Raw genomic sequence first — 18624 nt, 5'->3', positions numbered from 1 at the left:
CCATGAGCTATGTGATCGACCGACGCCTCAATGGCAAGAACAAAAGCACGGTAAACCGCCAACGTTTCCTGCGGCGTTACCGTGACCACATCAAAAAGGCCGTTGAAGAGGCCGTCAGCCGCCGTTCCATCACCGACATGGAGCACGGCGAGCAAATCAGCATTCCCGGACGGGACATCGACGAACCGGTGCTGCACCATGGCCGGGGCGGCAAACAAACCGTGGTGCACCCCGGCAACAAGGAATTCACCACTGGCGAACATATCCAACGACCCCAGGGCGGCGGCGGGGGCAAAGGCCCAGGCAAGGCGGGTAACTCCGGCGAGGGCATGGACGAGTTCGTGTTCCAGATCACCCAGGAAGAATTCCTCGAATTCATGTTCGAGGACCTGGAGCTACCCAACCTGGTCAAGCGCAACCTGACCGGTACCGACACCTACAAAACGGTGCGCGCGGGGATCAGCAACGAAGGCAATCCGTCCCGTATCAACATCATCCGCACCCTTCGCTCAGCCCATGCACGGCGTATCGCCCTGTCGGGAAGCAGCCGCGCCAAGCTGAGAGAGGCCAAGGAAGAGTTGGCACGCTTGAAGCGCGAAGAACCGGATAACTTCGGCGATATCCAGGAAATTGAAGTTGAAATCGAGAAACTCAGCGCGCGGATCCACCGGGTGCCGTTCCTCGACACCTTCGATTTGAAATACAACCTGCTGGTCAAGCAGCCCAACCCCAGCTCCAAAGCCGTGATGTTCTGCCTGATGGACGTGTCCGGCTCGATGACCCAGGCCACCAAGGACATTGCCAAGCGCTTTTTCATCCTGCTGTACCTGTTCCTCAAGCGGAACTACGACAAGATCGACGTGGTGTTTATCCGCCATCACACCAGCGCCCGAGAAGTGGACGAAGAGGAGTTCTTCTACTCGCGGGAAACCGGCGGCACTATCGTTTCCAGCGCCTTGAAACTGATGCAGGAGATCATGGCCGAGCGCTACCCCGCCAACGAGTGGAACATCTATGCCGCGCAAGCCTCGGACGGTGACAACTGGAACGATGACTCGCCCATCTGCCGCGACATCCTGATCAACCAGATCATGCCGTTCGTGCAGTACTACACTTATGTTGAGATCACCCCCCGTGAGCATCAGGCGCTGTGGTTCGAATACGAGCGCATCGGCGAAGCCTTTGCCGACACATTCGCCCAGCAGCAACTGGTCTCGGCCGGCGATATCTACCCGGTCTTCCGTGAACTCTTCCAGCGCAGGTTAGTGACATGACCGCCAAAAAAGAGCAAAAACGCCAACCTATCTCCACGGGGTCTGAGTGGACCTTTGAACTGATCCAGGCCTATGACCGGGAAATCAGCCGTATCGCGGCCGGTTATGCCCTGGACACCTACCCCAACCAGATCGAAGTGATCACCGCTGAACAGATGATGGACGCCTATGCCTCGGTGGGCATGCCGCTGGGTTATCACCACTGGTCCTATGGCAAGCACTTCCTCAGCACTGAAAAGTCCTATAGCCGCGGGCAGATGGGCCTGGCCTACGAAATCGTCATCAACTCCGACCCGTGCATCGCCTACCTGATGGAAGAAAACACCATCTGCATGCAAGCGCTGGTGGTGGCTCACGCCTGCTATGGGCATAACAGCTTTTTCAAGGGTAACTACCTGTTCCGCACCTGGACCGATGCCAGCTCGATCATCGATTACCTGGTGTTCGCCAAGCAGTACATCATGCAATGCGAGGAACGCCATGGCATCGACGCGGTGGAAGACCTGCTCGACTCCTGCCATGCCCTGATGAACTATGGGGTCGACCGCTACAAACGACCCTATCCGATTTCGGCCGAGGAAGAGCGCCTGCGCCAGAAGGAGCGCGAGGAGCACCTGCAGAAGCAGATCAATGACCTGTGGCGCACTATTCCCAAACGCGCGGGCAAGAACAGTGACAAGGATAATGCACGCTTCCCCGTCGAACCCCAGGAAAACATCCTGTACTTCCTGGAAAAACACGCACCGCTACTGGAGCCTTGGCAACGGGAAATCGTGCGCATCGTGCGCAAGATCGCCCAGTACTTTTATCCACAACGCCAGACCCAGGTGATGAACGAAGGCTGGGCGACATTCTGGCACTACACGTTGATGAACGACCTGTACGACGAAGGCCTGGTCACCGACGGCTTCATGATGGAGTTCCTCACGTCCCATACCAGCGTGGTATTCCAACCCGGCTTCGACAGCCCGTATTACAGCGGCATCAACCCCTATGCCCTGGGCTTTGCCATGTACCGCGACATCCGGCGCATGTGCGAGCACCCCACCGAGGAAGACCGTCGCTGGTTCCCGGAAATCGCCGGCAGCGATTGGCTGTCGACCATCAAGTTCGCCATGAGCAGCTTCAAGGATGAAAGTTTCATCCTGCAGTACCTGTCACCCAAGGTCATTCGCGACCTCAAGCTGTTCAGCATTCTGGATGACGACCTCAAGGATGACCTGGTGGTGCCGGCCATTCACGACGAACCAGGCTACCGCATCATCCGGGAAACCCTGGCGGCGCAGTACAACCTGGGCAACCGCGAGCCGAACATCCAGATCTACAGCATCGACGTACGCGGCGATCGCTCGCTGACCCTGCGTCATCAGCAGCACGACCGCAAACCCTTGGGGGAATCCACCGAGGAGGTGCTCAAGCATCTGCACCGGCTATGGGGGTTCGATATCCACCTGGAAACCTTGCAGGGTGATCAGGTGATGAAAACCCACCATGTCCCCCCACGCAGCGATCACAACGACAACGACTACGGCCGCCTGGACCTCGCCGTCGTCCATCTCTGAAACAGCAAAGCCTCCATTGGCCAGGCACAGGCGGTATCCTGTGGCGCTAATGGAGGCTTTTTCATGAAAATCTACAAAGTCGGTGGCGCCGTGCGCGACCGCCTGCTGGGCATCAAGGTCACCGATATCGATCGCGTCGTCGTCGGCGCGACCACCGACGAGATGCTTGCCAAAGGCTACAAACCGGTGGGCGCGGACTTCCCGGTATTCCTGGACCCAAAAAACGGCGACGAATACGCCCTCGCCCGCACGGAACGCAAAAGTGGTCGTGGGTATGGCGGGTTTGTGTTTCACGCCAGCCCTGAAGTCACCCTGGAAGAAGACCTGATCCGTCGCGACCTGACCATCAACGCGATGGCCGAAGACGACGACGGCACCCTGACCGATCCATATCACGGCCAACGCGATCTTGAAGCGCGCATTTTGCGTCACGTTTCCCCGGCGTTCGCCGAAGATCCTTTGCGCGTACTTCGCGTTGCGCGGTTTGCCGCACGTTACGCCCACCTGGGTTTCACGGTCGCTCCCGAGACCCTGGAGCTGATGCGCCAGCTCAGCGAATCCGGTGAACTGGAGGCCCTGACCCCGGAGCGCAGCTGGAAAGAAATCTCCAGGGCACTGATGGAAGATCAGCCCCAAGTGTTTATCCAGGTACTGCGTGACTGCGATGCGCTGAAAACCTTGATGCCGGAAGTCGACGCACTGTTCGGCGTACCACAGCCCGAAGCCCATCACCCCGAAATCGACACCGGCGTGCACACCTTGAGCGTGTTGGAGCAGGCCGCCCTGCATCAGCAGCCGCTGACCGTGCGCTGGGCCTGCTTGCTGCACGACCTGGGCAAGGGCCTGACGCCTGTGGATAAGTTACCGCAGCATATCGCTCATGAGCATCGAGGCCTGGAACTGATCAAGGCCGTCAATGAGCGCTTCAAAGTACCGAGGGATTGCCAGGAATTGGCGTTGCTGGTGGGCCAATATCACACCCATGGCCACCGCGCGCTGGAGCTGAAAGCGTCAACGCTGCTGGAGTTACTGCAGAGTTTTGACGTCTACCGCAGGCCACAGCGTTTTGAAGAGTTTGTAGTCGCCTGCGAAATGGATGCCCGGGGCCGCAAGGGGCTGGAGCAAAGAAGTTATCCACAAGCGGATTACTTGCGCGGTGCGGCGAAGGCAGCGCGCGAAGTTGCCGTTGCGCCACTGCTTGAGAAAGGTTTCAAAGGCCCGGAGTTGGGCGAAGCACTCAAGCGCGAACGGCTCAAGACACTCAAAGCCTACAAGGAACAACACAAACCCTTGTAGGAGCCTTGCTCGCGAAGAACGTCAACGATAACGCAACGCTCTCGGTTTTTTCGCGAGCACGCTCGCGCCTATAAGAGCGCGTCCGGGGTGAGTTGCTGGCCCTGCCATTCAAAACCGACAGGCGCCAGCACCTGGTCGATCTGAGCATCACGCCAGAGTGCAGCCATCGTCTTGCCCGCTTCAGGATGCACACGATCGGGCGCCATCAACGACAGCGGCCACAGCACGAAGGCGTTTTTCAGGATTTCTGCCCGTGGCAGGATCAAGCCATCAAAGTTGCCCACCAAGTCGCCGTACAGCAGCACGTCGATATCCAGCGGTAGCCCTTTGCGGTCTGGCGCATAACGACCGTTGTCGGCCTCGATGAATTTAAGCCGGCGATCCAGCTCCATCAACGGCAGGTCGGTATAGGCCGACACCACGAGATTGAAGAACGGTCCGCTCTTGATGCCCACGGGTTGGCTTTCGAACACAGCCGAACAGCGCACATCCGTCAAGAAGCTCGCCAGCGCGTCAAGACCCGCGCGCAGGTGGGCTTCGCGCTCAATATTGCTGCCAAGGCCGAGATAAACCTGAGTTAGCGACATCCGCGCTCGATCTCCACGCCCACGCCCTTTGCGGCCGGTACGGCACCCGGTTTGGTCAACTTGAGGTGCAGCCAGGGAATCTGGAATTCACTCATCAGCACTTCGGCCAGCCGCTCGGCGAACGTCTCCACCAACTGGTACTGAGACTGTTCGGCAAAGGCCTGGATGCGGGCAGATACGCTGGCGTAATCCAAAGCCAGGGTCAGGTCGTCACCGGCAGCGGCTGGGCGATTGTCCCACGCGAAGCTCAGGTCCAGGCGCAAGCATTGACGGATCCCGCGCTCCCAGTCGTAGGCCCCAATCACGGTGTCGACTTCCAGGCCTTCGATAAACACTCTGTCCAAGCTCTTCTCCGCAGCACGACAAGGGCGCAATGCCCCGTTAGAATCAGGGCGTCCTCGCCCGGAATAGTTAGCATGTTTTGGTCACTGGCGATTTTCGCCTACCTGCTTGGCTCGCTGTCCTTCGCCATTTTGCTCAGCCGCCTGACGGGAAATCCCGACCCGCGAATGAGTGGTTCAGGCAATGCCGGCGCTACCAACATGTTGCGCCTGGCCGGCAAGAAACTCGCCGTACTCACCCTGCTGGGCGACGCCTGCAAAGGCCTGTTACCCGTACTGATCGCCAGCCTGGCCGGCCTTACCCTGCAACAGCAGGCCTGGATCGGCGTGTGCGCCGTCCTCGGCCACCTGTTCCCGTTGTACTTCCGCTTTCGCGGTGGCAAAGGTGTCGCCACGGCGGCCGGCATGCTGCTGGGGATTTACCCACCGGCGGCGCTGCTGGCCATGCTCGCCTGGCTGCTGACGTTCTACTTGACCCGCACCAGCTCGTTGGCCGCACTGATCGCCACCCCGCTCACCCTGCCCTTGCTGGCCTGGCAGGAACCGGCTGCATTGCTGCCGATGAGTGTGTTGACACTGTTGATTGTCTGGCGTCACCGCGGCAATTTACGCGACCTGTTTGCCGGGCGCGAACGGCATTTTTAAAATCGCCCGATAAGCCCGGCTCACATCGCGCCATTACAACGGCGACAACTGCTCCATCGGCCAGCGCGCCTGCACGCTGATCGCCAGGCTTTCATGCTGCCCGGCCTGCAGGCGCTGGCAACCGGCATAGGCGATCATCGCGCCATTGTCGGTGCAGAACTCAGGGCGCGCGTAGAACACATCACCCTTCATGTCTCCAAGCATTTTTTCCAGCGAGGTGCGCAAGGCCTTGTTGGCGCTGACGCCCCCTGCAATCACCAGGCGCTTCATGCCGGCCTGTTTCAGGGCGCGCTTGCACTTGATGGTCAAAGTCTCCACCACGGCCTGCTGGAATGCCAGCGCGATGTCGCAACGGGCTTGCTCACTGTCGTCCCCGGCGCTGACGCTTTGCTGCCAGGTATTGAGCGCAGAGGTTTTCAAGCCGCTGAAACTGAACATCAGGCCCGGCCGATCGCACATTGGGCGCGGGAAGGTATAACGACCCTGGATGCCTTTTTCTGCAAGACGGGCGATTTCCGGACCACCGGGATAATTGAGCCCCATCATCTTCGCGGTCTTGTCGAAGGCTTCGCCGGCGGCGTCGTCCAGGGACTCGCCCAACAGCGTGTATTGACCGATGCCATCGACCTGAACCAGCTGCGTATGGCCGCCCGAAACCAACAAAGCGACGAACGGGAACTGCGGCGGTGTTTTTTCCAGCATCGGCGCCAATAAATGGCCTTCCATATGATGCACACCCAGGGCAGGAATACCCCAGGCAAAAGCCAGCGCCTGGGCGCAAGAAGCCCCAACCAGAAGGGCTCCAACCAATCCAGGGCCGGCGGTATAGGCAATGGCATCGATCTCGGTGGGCACGCAACCGGCTTCATCCAGCACCTGGCGAATCAACGGCAGCATGCGCTTGACGTGATCACGGCTGGCAAGCTCGGGCACCACGCCGCCATAGGCGCGGTGCAGGTCGATCTGACTGAACAGCGCATCGGCCAAAAGCCCGCGTTCACTGTCGTAAAGTGCGACACCGGTTTCGTCGCAGGAGGTTTCAAGTCCCAGTACTAGCATGGGTTTGCGCCTTGTAGAGGCTGAATTCGAAGGCGCGCATAATAGTCGCCACTCCCCCTCCCGACTAGCGGTTTTCGATCAGAGGCTTTGCATTCCGGGCAATGAGGGGTTAACATCCGCAACCCTTAAAAACCGACGACCTCAGCCGCGAATTTTTTGCGACGAGAACGTTGATTCCCGGTAATGAAAGAAGGTAGCTCTGGATGCCAGCCGTCAAAGTAAAAGAGAACGAACCCTTCGACGTAGCTCTGCGTCGTTTCAAGCGCTCCTGCGAAAAAGCCGGTGTTCTGGCTGAAGTTCGTAGCCGCGAATTTTATGAGAAGCCAACTTCTGAGCGTAAGCGCAAGGCAGCAGCCGCTGTTAAGCGTCACGCCAAGAAAGTTCAGCGCGAACAGCGCCGCGCCGTTCGTCTGTACTAATACACAGACGTTCGTAGCAAGCTTCTGCCAAGCCCGGCCCTCAGCCGGGCTGTTGGCATTTGCGGATATCGCTTGATGCTTCATCGTCGACGCCGCCCATGCGACAGAGACACCGCTTCACACGTCAGGACTGGCTTTTCTGCCAGCGGTGCACGTCTCTTCTGACGAGCCTAACAAGGCTACTGACGAGCACACTTATTTTCAGGCAGGCGATCAACAGGTCGACTGTGCCCAACGATGAGCTTCCGAGGCCCTCTATTGGCCAAGACCGGATGCCAGGGCAGCCTTTACACGCCGGACACTGATTGAAATTAACGTCAGTGAACGTTCGGCAGATACACTTCCATACAGCCCAAGCAGACGATTGATGGTCGAGCCACTCGATACGTACGCCTGAGCACTTCACGGGCCCTCAATTACACGCAGTGATGACGAGAACGCCATGGCCGGGCTGATTCCCCAGAGCTTTATTGACGACCTTCTGAACCGCACCGACATCGTCGATGTTGTCAGCTCGCGCCTGCAAATGAAGAAGGCAGGCAAGAACTACACCGCCTGCTGCCCGTTCCACAAGGAAAAGACCCCTTCGTTCAGCGTCAGCCCCGACAAGCAGTTCTATTACTGCTTCGGTTGCGGCGCGGGCGGCAATGCCCTCGGCTTTATCATGGACCACGACAACCTGGACTTCCCCCAGGCCGTCGAGGAACTGGCCAAAGCCGCCGGCATGGAAATCCCTCGCGAAGAAAGTGGCCGACCGCACAAACCGCGGCAACCCACTGACTCGCCGCTATACCCACTACTGACCGCCGCTGCGGACTTTTATCGCCAGGCGCTCAAGAGCCATCCGCAGCGCAAGGCCGCCGTCGATTACCTCAAGGGCCGTGGCCTTACCGGTGAAATCGCCCGCGACTTCGGTCTCGGCTTCGCCCCGCCGGGCTGGGACAACCTGTACAAACATTTGAGCAGCGACACCCTGCAGCAAAAAGCCATGATCGACGCCGGCCTGCTGGTGGAAAACGCCGAGACCGGCAAGCGCTACGACCGTTTCCGCGACCGCGTGATGTTTCCGATCCGCGATAGCCGCGGCCGGATCATCGCCTTCGGTGGTCGCGTGCTCGGCGACGACAAGCCCAAGTACCTGAACTCCCCGGAAACCCCGGTGTTCCACAAGGGACAGGAACTCTACGGCCTGTTCGAGGCGCGCAAGAACAATCGCAACCTCGATGAAATCATCGTGGTTGAAGGCTATATGGATGTGATCGCCCTGGCCCAGCAAGGTTTGCGCAACGCCGTGGCCACCCTCGGCACAGCCACCAGCGAAGAGCACATGAAACGCCTGTTTCGCGTAGTGCCCAGCGTTTTGTTCTGCTTCGACGGCGACCAGGCTGGCCGCAATGCCGCCTGGCGCGCCCTCGAAGCCACGCTGTCGAGCCTGCAGGATGGGCGCCGCGCACGCTTTCTGTTCCTGCCCGAAGGCGAAGACCCGGACACCCTGGTCCGCTCCGAAGGCACCGACGCCTTTCGCGCACGCATCAATCAACACGCGCAGCCACTGGCGGATTATTTCTTCCAGCAACTGACTGAAGAAGCCGACCCGCGCTCTCTCGAAGGCAAGGCCCACATGGCCACCCTTGCGGCGCCACTGATCGACAAGGTTCCAGGCGCCAACCTGCGCACCCTGATGCGTCAACGCCTGCTGGAAATCACCGGCTTGAGCGGCGAAGCGGTCAGCCAGCTGGTGCACAGCGCACCACAGGACGCACCGCCCGCCTACGACCCAGGCATGGACTACGACGCCATGCCGGACTATTCCGACTTCCACCAACCGCAGGAGGCGTATGCGCCCCAGCAGGAGTGGACGCCGAAGAAACCCGGCGCCGGCGGCAAGAAATGGGACAAGAAACCGTGGAGCAAGAACGGCAAGCGCGGTGATCGCGACGAGCCCTATGCCCCCCGTACACCGGTAGCCGTGGAAGCCCCGACGCTCATTGCATTGCGCACGTTGATTCATCACCCGCAATTGGCGGGCAAGGTCGAAAGCGCCGAGCATTTTGCCAACGAAAGCAATACCTACGCCCAGGTGCTGATTGCCCTGATCGAGGCAGTGCAGAAAAATCCTAAGCTAAACTCTATTCAGCTGATGGCTCGTTGGCATGGCACCGAACAAGGTCGCTTGCTCAAGGCACTCGCGGAAAAGGAGTGGCTAATTGACGGCGACAACCTTGAACAACAGTTTTTAGACACCATTACTAGGTTATCCGAGGGCCAGCACACGCAGACCCTCGATGAACTCATCAAGAGAGCAAGGCAGCCGGGATTGTCGGCTGAAGAGCAAATTCAGATAGCAAAACAGATGCGCGACCTCTTAAAACAGAATGTTTCCGCATCAAACCCGACCTCAGCTGGCGTGTGAGGTCATAGCTCGGGTATAATCCTCGGCTTGTTTTTTGCCCGCCAAGACCTTCAGTGGATAGGGTGTTATGTCCGGAAAAGCGCAACAGCAGTCTCGTATCAAAGAGTTGATCACCCTTGGTCGTGAGCAGAAGTATCTGACTTACGCAGAGGTCAACGATCACCTGCCTGAGGATATTTCAGATCCAGAGCAGGTGGAAGACATCATCCGCATGATTAATGACATGGGGATCCCCGTACACGAGAGTGCTCCGGATGCGGACGCCCTTATGTTGGCCGACGCCGATACCGACGAGGCAGCCGCTGAAGAAGCCGCTGCCGCGTTGGCCGCGGTGGAGACCGACATCGGTCGCACGACTGACCCTGTGCGCATGTATATGCGTGAAATGGGTACCGTCGAGTTGCTGACACGCGAAGGCGAAATCGAAATCGCCAAGCGTATTGAAGAGGGTATCCGTGAAGTGATGGGCGCAATCGCGCACTTCCCTGGCACGGTTGACCACATTCTCTCCGAGTACACTCGCGTCACCACCGAAGGTGGCCGCCTGTCCGACGTCCTGAGCGGTTATATCGACCCGGACGACGGTATTGCGCCGCCTGCTGCCGAAGTGCCGCCGCCTGTCGACCCGAAAGCCGTGAAAGCGGACGACGATGCCGAAGACGACGATGCTGAAGCCAGCAGCGATGACGAAGATGAAGTCGAAAGCGGTCCAGACCCGATTATCGCTGCCCAGCGTTTCGGTGCGGTTTCCGATCAAATGGAAATCACCCGCAAGGCCCTGAAAAAGCACGGTCGCGCCAACAAGCTGGCGATTGCCGAGCTGGTAGCGCTGGCCGAGCTGTTCATGCCGATCAAGCTGGTACCGAAGCAATTCGAAGGCTTGGTTGAGCGTGTTCGCAGTGCCCTTGAGCGTCTGCGTGCACAAGAGCGTGCGATCATGCAGCTCTGTGTTCGTGATGCGCGCATGCCGCGTGCCGACTTCCTGCGCCAGTTCCCGGGCAACGAAGTTGACGAAAGCTGGACCGATGCACTGGCCAAGGGCAAGGCGAAATACGCCGAAGCCATTGGTCGCCTGCAGCCAGACATCATCCGTTGCCAGCAGAAGCTGACCGCGCTTGAGACCGAAACCGGTCTGACGATTGCCGAGATCAAGGACATCAACCGTCGCATGTCGATCGGTGAGGCCAAGGCCCGCCGCGCGAAGAAAGAGATGGTCGAAGCGAACTTGCGTCTGGTGATCTCCATCGCCAAGAAGTACACCAACCGTGGCCTGCAATTCCTCGATCTGATCCAGGAAGGCAACATCGGCTTGATGAAGGCTGTGGACAAGTTCGAATACCGTCGCGGCTACAAGTTCTCGACTTATGCCACCTGGTGGATCCGTCAGGCGATCACTCGCTCGATCGCCGACCAGGCCCGCACCATCCGTATTCCGGTGCACATGATCGAAACGATCAACAAGCTCAACCGTATTTCCCGGCAGATGTTGCAGGAAATGGGTCGCGAACCGACTCCGGAAGAGCTGGGCGAACGCATGGAAATGCCTGAGGATAAAATCCGCAAGGTATTGAAGATCGCTAAAGAGCCGATCTCCATGGAAACCCCGATCGGTGATGACGAAGACTCCCACTTGGGTGACTTCATCGAAGACTCGACCATGCAGTCGCCAATCGATGTCGCCACCGTTGAGAGCCTTAAAGAGGCGACTCGCGACGTACTCTCCGGCCTCACTGCCCGTGAAGCCAAGGTACTGCGCATGCGTTTCGGCATCGACATGAATACCGACCACACCCTTGAGGAAGTCGGTAAGCAGTTTGACGTGACCCGTGAGCGGATCCGTCAGATCGAAGCCAAGGCGCTGCGCAAGTTGCGCCACCCGACGCGAAGCGAGCATCTACGCTCCTTCCTCGACGAGTGATCCCAGAACCCCCGGCCCAGGCCGGGGGTTTTGCTGTGTGCCGATAAAATTCCCCGCACCTCCCCTCTCCCCCCGCAATGCCCGTCTACACTCGAAACATTCCCCGTGCCATAACGAGACCGTTATGCCCAGATTGCCGACCGTGATACTGCTGTCGCTGCTGACCTGGACCGCAACGGCTGGCGCGTTGACTCTCACTGATGATGAGCGTGGCTGGTTGGCGGACCATCAGGAGCTGCGCCTGGGGGTGGACGCGTCGTGGCCGCCCTTTGAGTACCGTGATGAAAACGGCCGCTACCAAGGCTTGGCGGCAGACTATGTGCGGTTGATCCAGGACCGCCTCGGCGTCAGGATCAAACTGATCGAGCCGGAGAACTGGAGCGCCCTGCTGGAGCTAGCCAGGCAAAACAAGCTCGATCTGCTGCCCGGCATCATGTCCACCCCGGAACGCCAGAGCTTTATGGCGTTCACACGCCCTTACCTGGATTTTCCCATTGTCATCCTCGCCCATGAAGGCGGTGCACAACCACGCAACCTGAAGGAGCTCTATGGCCTGAAGATCGCCGTGGTGGAAAACTACGCCCCCCATGAGCTACTGCGCACCCACCACCCTGACCTCAATCTGGTGGCTCTGCCCAATGTGAGCTCGACGCTGCAGGCGTTGGCCACTGATGAAGTAGACGCCGTGGTCGGCGATCTGGCTTCCAGCGTCTGGAGCCTGCGCCAGCTCAAGCTCGACGGTTTGTACGTCAGCGGCGAGACACCCTACCGCTACCAACTGGCGATGGGCGTACCTCGGGATGACAAAATGCTGGTGAGCATCTTGGACAAGGTTCTCGCCGACCTCAGCCCAGATGAAACTCAAGCGATTCAGCAACACTGGGTCGGCAGCCTCACCGATCACCGCACCTTCTGGTCAGACCTGCTGACCTACGGCCTGCCGGCGGTACTGCTATTGAGCACGGTGCTGGCCATCGTGATTCGCATCAACCGCCGCCTCAGCTCAGAGATCTCTCGCCGTGTCGCCCTCGAGCAGGAGCTGCGCAGCAGCGAATACCACTATCGCGGCCTGGTCGAAAGCCTGTCCGCCATCGCCTGGGAAGCCAGCGTCAGCGATTTCACCTACAGCTACGTGTCGCCGCATGCCGAAGAGTTACTCGGCTATCCTCGCGCCCATTGGCTGATTCCCGGCTTCTGGCGCAACATCATTCATCCTGCCGACCTGACACGTACCGAAGCGTATTGCTTGCGCGAAACCCGCGCCAACCGTGATCACAGTGTTGATTACCGAGTAATCACGGCCGATGGCCGCTGCTTGTGGGTCCGCGATATTGTCAGCCTGATCGAACATGGCCATGAACCGGTGCTGCGTGGCTTGATGATCGACATCAGCGACGCCAAGCGCACCGAAGAGGCGCTGCAGCTGTCAGAGCAAAAGTTTGCCTCGGTGTTCCAGCAGTGCCCGGATATTCTGGTGATCGCACGGATGTCCGATGGCTGCCTGCTGGAGGTCAATAAAGCATTCGAGGACCAGGTTGGCCTGAAGGCCAAGGACGTGATTGGTAAAACCGCCACCGAGCTGAATATCTGGGGCATCCCCGGTACCGGCCCGGATCTGTTGCAACAGGTGCAGACCACCAGCATCCGCAACCTGGAAATGCCTTTTCTGCGCAGCAATGGCCAAGCGTTTACCGGCCTGATTTCGGCCGAACCCTTCCAACTCGACACTATCGAAGCGCTGGTGGTCGTGGTGCGTGATATCACCCAACTCAAGGAAACCCAGCAACAGCTGCAAACCTCCGAAGAAAAATTCGCCAAGGCCTTCCATGCCTCCCCCGATGGTTTACTGCTGAGCCGTCAAAGCGATGGCCTGCTGATCGAGGTCAACGAGGGGTTCAGCCGCATTACCGGCTTTACCAGCGCGACGTCCCTGGACCAGTCGACCCTGGACCTGGGCATCTGGGTCGACCTCAACGAACGCAAACACATGATCGAGCTGATGCAGCGCGACGGGTTTGTCCGCGACTTCATCTGTCACATCCGCCGCAACGACGGGCAGACTCGGCTTTGTGAAGTGTCCAGCCGCCCGCTGCCCATTGGCGGTGATGACTGCATGTTGACCATCGCTCGGGACATCACCGAACGCCAACAGATGCAGGAAAAACTGCAACAGGCCGCAACGGTTTTCGAGAGCACCGCCGAAGGCGTATTGATCACCGACACCCGGCAGAACATCAGCGCCGTCAACCGCGCCTTCAGCGAAATCACCGGCTACAGCGAAGCCGAGGCCCTCGGCCACACGCCGCGCCTGCTCGCCTCGGGCCTGCACGACAGCGCCTTTTATGCCGCCATGTGGCACCAGTTGACTGCCCATGGGCACTGGCAAGGCGAAATTTCCAACCGTCGCAAGAACGGTGAGGTGTATCCCAGTTGGCTGACCATCAGCGCCGTGCGCAACCGCGACCAGTTGATCACGCATTTTGTCGCCGTGTTCGCCGACATCTCCAGCCTCAAGCACGCCCAGGCCCGCCTCGACTATCAGGCACACCACGACCCCCTGACCGGCCTGCCCAACCGCACGTTGTTTGAAAGTCGATTACAGGCCGCCATCAACTGCCAGCAGGAAACCGGCAGCCAGGGCGCGGTGCTGTTCCTCGACCTGGACCGCTTCAAACATATCAACGACAGCCTCGGTCACCCCATCGGCGACCTGCTGCTCAAGGACATCGCCGTACGTCTCAAGGAGCAGTTGCGCGACATCGACACCGTCGCACGCCTGGGGGGTGACGAATTCATCATCCTGCTGCCCGGCCTGCAACAAGCGAGCGATGCACAACACTTGGCCAACAAACTGCTGGACTGCTTCACCCCGCCGTTCCAGGCCGGTGAACACGAGTTCTTTATCAGCGCCAGTATTGGCACCAGCCTCTACCCCCAGGACGGCACCGACGTGGCCACCTTGGTCAAAAACGCCGACGCCGCGATGTACCGCTCCAAGGCCAAGGGCCGTAACCGGGTCGAAAGCTACACCCGCGACCTCACGGCCCAGGCCAATGAACGCGTAGCGCTGGAGCACGAACTGCGGCGCGCCATCGAACGCGATGAATTGAGCCTGTATTACCAACCAAAACTGAGCCTGCTCACGCAGGAACTGATCGGGGCCGAGGCACTGATCCGCTGGCACCACCCGACATTCGGCGATGTAGCGCCGGAACACTTTATCGCCCTGGCCGAAGAAAACGGCATGATCCTGCAGATTGGCGACTGGGTGCTGGAACAGGCGTGTCGACAAATGCACGCCTGGCAAACCGCCTTCGATGGCTTCGGCCCCCTGTCGGTCAACCTCGCCGGCGCCCAACTGCGCCACCCCAACCTGCTGTCACGCATCGAGCAATTGCTGCGCGAGTACCACCTGGAACCTGGCTGCCTGCAACTGGAGATCACCGAGAACTTCATCATGAGCCAGGCCGAAGAAGCCCTCGATGTGCTGCATCAGCTCAAGCGCCTGGGCGTACAACTGGCGATTGATGACTTCGGCACCGGCTATTCGTCCCTCAGCTACCTCAAGCGCCTGCCCCTGGACTTCCTGAAGATCGACCAATCCTTCGTCCGCGGCCTGCCCGACGACCCTCACGACGCCGCCATCGTGCGCGCCATCATCGCCCTCGGCCACAGCATGCAATTCACCATCATCGCCGAGGGCGTGGAAAATTCGGCGCAGCAAGCCTTCCTTGCCGCAGAGGGCTGCGAACAGATGCAAGGCTACATCGTCAGCCTGCCTCTCCCCCCAGAGCTGTTCGCCGCGACCTTCCTTCGTATGAGTGTTGAGGATTTTTCGGATAGCACAGCGGAGAAACCATCGCTATAATCCGCGACCTACTAAGGGCCTATAGCTCAGTTGGTCAGAGCAGAGGACTCATAATCCTTTGGTCCACGGTTCAAGTCCGTGTGGGCCCACCATATAAATCAAGCAGTTAAGGCGCACAGCCATAGCAGCCTGAGCGAAAACGGCACGCATTGCGTGCCGTTTTGCGTGCCACTAAAGAAACATTGCAATTTTCCCCGCCTTTCGCCCAACCACCTGAGAGACGCTTCCGCGCGCACCTCCGATGCCCTTGGGTTCTGTTTAGCTTCCGCAAAGCAGTTCAAAAAAAGCGCAAGTGTTTACTTTGATGTATAGTTAGGATTCTCTACACCCTCAGCAGAGTCCCTCAAGCCATGCCAGACCGCTCCGGTATTCTCAAGAATTCGCCGCTCTCATACATGCTGGCGTCGATACGTTTCGCTCCGTGGCCGTTACTCGCAGAAAGATTTCCACTGATCCAAGACGCCCTTAGAGACATGGTGCCGCTCATCCACGAAATCCAAGTGCAGACACCCACTGCTGGGGCGTCGATGCAGGCAGAACTCACCACCAGTCGGATGTGGATGCTACTTTCTGCGGACCGGAGGCTGGGGATTCAACTGGCACCTGACCAGGTGCTAGTCTTCACCCGTGAATACATTCGGTACGATGACTTCGAGAAAATTCTGCGTAGAGTTCTCGACGAGCTGCTTAAATTGATGCGCTTTATCGATGTGAACAACATGGGTGTACGATTCATCGACCACATCAAAACATCATCTCAAGAAGAACTTAAAAAATACTTGGCCGCAGAACTGCTGGCACCTTCTTTTGATGGCTTTGAGCGGCTTGGCGGTTCAGGCATTACCAGCTATCAGAGAGGAGACAAAGAGTTACGTGTCAGGTACACAAATCATCCCGGACACCCCAGCGTTAGCGAGGACCTGATGGGCCTGCTCATTATGGCCCAGGACCCCACGATAGGGATTCGGATACCCATGCTAACTCCGGGAGAAGCTATCATTGATATGGACGCAATCTACCAACCAGCGCAGTCGCTCAAGGTAGATTCTTCAGCGAAAGCACTGGAACAGCTGCGAGCGCTTCACACCGTAGCTAATGATTTTTTTAGGCATCCCGAAGTATTTACAGACTATGCATTCTCATCATGGAGAGGAGAGGACGTAAAATGACTGTTTTCATGAACTCAAGCTCAATTCAGTTCTCAGCACCAAGGCAGCTAACTGATACCAGCGCTTCCGCACCTGGCTTGGTTAGCAAGCTGATAAGACTGCTGGCTGATAAGACGATTTCCACTGCCCCCCCAATAAAACAGGGCGCTATTTTTTTGATAGACGGCCATCCCGTCCTCATTTCTACCTCAGCCCTGAAACTTGAGGAGGCGGCAGCGGAAAAAGCAGAGGCGATTGGACTGACAGCCCAGCTGGACGCCATAAAAGATTTTCTGGGGCTCACCGTTACCCAGCTCTCCGAGCTATTCAAAGTGACCCGCAAGACAGTATATGATTGGTACGACGGCGCTGATCCTCGTCCCGTAGTAGCAAACAAAATAAACGCCCTGTACCATGTTTTCCGCTCGATGGCGGCTCAAGTGGATTTGAAACGATTAAAACAGGTGTGGAATTTGCCTGTTAATGGCGAATCGCTCATTGAAGCCATCAACAGCTCCACAGATCAGCACCATCTTGAAGCAGCCCTAGCCGATAAGATCGGCACACTTGCTCATAGGATGGCACCGCCGACCCGCAGGTCAGCGACCCGCTCTAGAGACCTAATAAATAGCGACCTTGACGGGATTATCCGTGACGCAGCCATTAGCCGATGACGTCAGTGCCATATTAGCAAAGCTCTATGAACACGAATGGTGGCAGGGATCACTAATCCACGCAGACAGCATCGCTGATCTGCGTGGCCAGCACCCTGAGTGTGAGTGGTGGATCGTTGCTACCCAAGCTTGCAACATCTACAGCGGCAACTTCAAAAGCATCCCTGTTATTGAGTTGATCGGTGCGAACTCCGTCAAAGAACCATTTAAATATGCTGACGGCTCACACCCCCGCGAAATTGACCTGATTGCCAGCCACGGTGATGTCGTCATCCCCATACGAGCAGAATCCCAAAAAAGGCTGTGGATACCACGTCTTCTGCTTGCAGATTTACCATCCCCTCCTTATCGCCTAGAAAACAGACATACCATACCTTTCAGCAATGAGAGCCTTTGGCTAGAAAAATTCAGCTCATGGATTGCAAGGGGATATACGAGAGTCGCACTGCCAGATGAGTTCAATGCTTCTTTGGCGAATAGCCAGATCCGCGAAATTTTAGAATCACGTCTCGCAAAGAAAAAACACAGTGATCTTTATGGGATTTTTCTTACGATTAACGCGGAACAGAAAGAGGAGAGTCCAGAAGGCCCAACAGAATTGGGACTGTGGAAACCTCCCTATGACCTGGGCATTCTGATCGCCTGCTATGAAGACGTCGATCCGATAGCGATTCGAGTGCAACTCGAAAAGCAGCTTTTCAAAGACGAAATCAAAGACCCAGAAGCAGGTAGTGCCGCAACAATCACACGTAGCGCCCTTGCTAGAAGACTCGGCATCAGGATCATAAAAGAAGACATCGATGTCCGGTCTATCTCGGACATCAACCTAAGCGAACTGCTCGGAGCGGGCACCGTAAGGTACTCGATGGTCGATTACCACTCAGACTCAAGCTCGACTGAAGTGTAGGCCGCGCTATCAACTAAAAGCCATTCCACCGCCCCCACCCTCGCATGCCGCTCACAAATTAGACGGCATGATCTCGAAACAGCAGACAATTAGATTTTTAAATCGTAATTCAAACACTCGTTTGAATATATTTTATTTTATCTCAAATTCAACAACAGTAGATAAACCGCTCCAACCCTAGAAGCGATTTTTGATCTGTCAAGAAACCAGCAAATACCGCCATTGAAACACCCAAAAACACTGGCTATGCTCGGTCTACAACAACAGACCAGGGCAGACAAAATGAACCAAAATCTACTGAAATTCGAAACGGTGGCAGCTAAAGTCCAACTGTCCCGAAAGTCTATTTACGACAAAATCCGCAACAATCAATTTCCAAAACCCAGAAAACTTGGCCGAGCTAGTCGCTGGATTGAGAGCGAGATTAACGACTGGATCCAACTCCTCCCTACATCTGCCTCAGTGTGATTGAGAAGGCGCCACACCCCTCCGCTCGACAAAAAATATAAAAAT

The 18624-nt window shown here is 57.6% G+C and carries 15 protein-coding genes and 1 tRNA gene; 13 read left to right on the top strand and 3 right to left on the bottom strand.

Annotation, left to right across the window (positions count from 1 at the left end; genetic code table 11):
- Positions 1 to 2: 2 nt before the first annotated feature.
- The 3 genes from A7317_RS26935 to A7317_RS26925 all read left to right on the top strand — a co-directional run bounded on the left by A7317_RS26935 (position 3) and on the right by A7317_RS26925 (position 4132).
- A complete protein-coding gene (locus A7317_RS26935) occupies positions 3 to 1274 on the top strand; it encodes a YeaH/YhbH family protein (RefSeq protein WP_024077723.1) in 1272 nt (423 codons plus the stop codon).
- Positions 1271 to 2836 carry a SpoVR family protein gene (locus A7317_RS26930; RefSeq protein ID WP_024077724.1) on the top strand — a complete coding sequence of 522 codons (1566 nt, stop codon included), beginning with the start codon at positions 1271 to 1273 and terminating at the stop codon, positions 2834 to 2836. Before A7317_RS26935 ends, A7317_RS26930 begins: the two co-directional genes overlap by 4 nt.
- A gap of 63 nt (positions 2837 to 2899) precedes the next feature.
- Positions 2900 to 4132 (top strand): multifunctional CCA addition/repair protein, encoded by a 1233-nt coding sequence (locus A7317_RS26925; RefSeq protein ID WP_069077162.1) that lies wholly within the window; start codon positions 2900 to 2902, stop codon positions 4130 to 4132.
- A 68-nt stretch (positions 4133 to 4200) separates the two neighbouring features.
- Here A7317_RS26925 and folK read toward each other — a convergent pair whose 3' ends face one another.
- Together folK and folB are read right to left on the bottom strand one after the other, a co-directional pair.
- Positions 4201 to 4719 carry a 2-amino-4-hydroxy-6-hydroxymethyldihydropteridine diphosphokinase gene (gene folK / locus A7317_RS26920; protein WP_069077161.1) on the bottom strand — a complete coding sequence of 173 codons (519 nt, stop codon included), beginning with the start codon at positions 4717 to 4719 and terminating at the stop codon, positions 4201 to 4203.
- Positions 4710 to 5063 carry a dihydroneopterin aldolase gene (folB, locus tag A7317_RS26915; RefSeq protein WP_015886183.1) on the bottom strand — a complete coding sequence of 118 codons (354 nt, stop codon included), beginning with the start codon at positions 5061 to 5063 and terminating at the stop codon, positions 4710 to 4712. The genes folK and folB overlap by 10 nt, the downstream gene beginning before the upstream one ends.
- Positions 5064 to 5135: 72 nt before the next feature.
- Between folB and plsY the strand changes: the two genes are divergently transcribed.
- Positions 5136 to 5705 (top strand): glycerol-3-phosphate 1-O-acyltransferase PlsY, encoded by a 570-nt coding sequence (gene plsY / locus A7317_RS26910; protein ID WP_069077160.1) that lies wholly within the window; start codon positions 5136 to 5138, stop codon positions 5703 to 5705.
- 33 nt (positions 5706 to 5738) lie between these two features.
- On the opposite strand, the gene tsaD is transcribed toward plsY, so the two are convergent.
- Complete coding sequence (tsaD, locus tag A7317_RS26905; protein ID WP_024077728.1) at positions 5739 to 6764, bottom strand: tRNA (adenosine(37)-N6)-threonylcarbamoyltransferase complex transferase subunit TsaD; 1026 nt, start codon at positions 6762 to 6764, stop codon at positions 5739 to 5741.
- A gap of 203 nt (positions 6765 to 6967) precedes the next feature.
- Between tsaD and rpsU the strand changes: the two genes are divergently transcribed.
- The 9 genes from rpsU (at position 6968) to A7317_RS31720 (ending at position 18579) form a co-directional block, all read left to right on the top strand.
- Positions 6968 to 7183, top strand: coding sequence for a 30S ribosomal protein S21 (rpsU, locus tag A7317_RS30405; RefSeq protein ID WP_002551877.1), 216 nt, complete (start codon positions 6968 to 6970; stop codon positions 7181 to 7183).
- A 442-nt stretch (positions 7184 to 7625) separates the two neighbouring features.
- On the top strand, positions 7626 to 9596 hold the full coding sequence (gene dnaG, locus A7317_RS26895; protein WP_069077159.1) for a DNA primase: 1971 nt from the start codon (positions 7626 to 7628) through the stop codon (positions 9594 to 9596).
- Positions 9597 to 9663: 67 nt separating this feature from the next.
- Positions 9664 to 11514 (top strand): RNA polymerase sigma factor RpoD, encoded by a 1851-nt coding sequence (gene rpoD, locus A7317_RS26890; RefSeq protein ID WP_024077730.1) that lies wholly within the window; start codon positions 9664 to 9666, stop codon positions 11512 to 11514.
- Positions 11515 to 11638: 124 nt separating this feature from the next.
- Entirely contained in the window at positions 11639 to 15382 is a 3744-nt protein-coding gene (locus A7317_RS26885) for an EAL domain-containing protein (protein WP_069077158.1), read from the top strand.
- A 15-nt stretch (positions 15383 to 15397) separates the two neighbouring features.
- A tRNA-Ile gene (locus A7317_RS26880) sits at positions 15398 to 15474 on the top strand.
- A 258-nt stretch (positions 15475 to 15732) separates the two neighbouring features.
- Positions 15733 to 16551 carry a TIGR04255 family protein gene (locus A7317_RS26875; RefSeq protein ID WP_069077157.1) on the top strand — a complete coding sequence of 273 codons (819 nt, stop codon included), beginning with the start codon at positions 15733 to 15735 and terminating at the stop codon, positions 16549 to 16551.
- Positions 16548 to 17204: a hypothetical protein gene (locus tag A7317_RS26870; protein ID WP_069077156.1), complete on the top strand. Its 657-nt coding sequence runs from the start codon at positions 16548 to 16550 to the stop codon at positions 17202 to 17204. Before A7317_RS26875 ends, A7317_RS26870 begins: the two co-directional genes overlap by 4 nt.
- Entirely contained in the window at positions 17182 to 18111 is a 930-nt protein-coding gene (locus tag A7317_RS26865) for a hypothetical protein (protein WP_069077155.1), read from the top strand. Before A7317_RS26870 ends, A7317_RS26865 begins: the two co-directional genes overlap by 23 nt.
- 246 nt (positions 18112 to 18357) lie before the next feature.
- Positions 18358 to 18579 carry a helix-turn-helix transcriptional regulator gene (locus A7317_RS31720; protein WP_420492575.1) on the top strand — a complete coding sequence of 74 codons (222 nt, stop codon included), beginning with the start codon at positions 18358 to 18360 and terminating at the stop codon, positions 18577 to 18579.
- Positions 18580 to 18624: the final 45 nt, after the last annotated feature.

The organism is Pseudomonas fluorescens, assembly GCF_001708445.1.
GTDB classification, from domain to species: domain Bacteria; phylum Pseudomonadota; class Gammaproteobacteria; order Pseudomonadales; family Pseudomonadaceae; genus Aquipseudomonas; species Aquipseudomonas gorinensis.
Note: the sequence above shows the minus strand (reverse complement) of the source record. Positions and strands in the feature narration are given on the sequence as shown.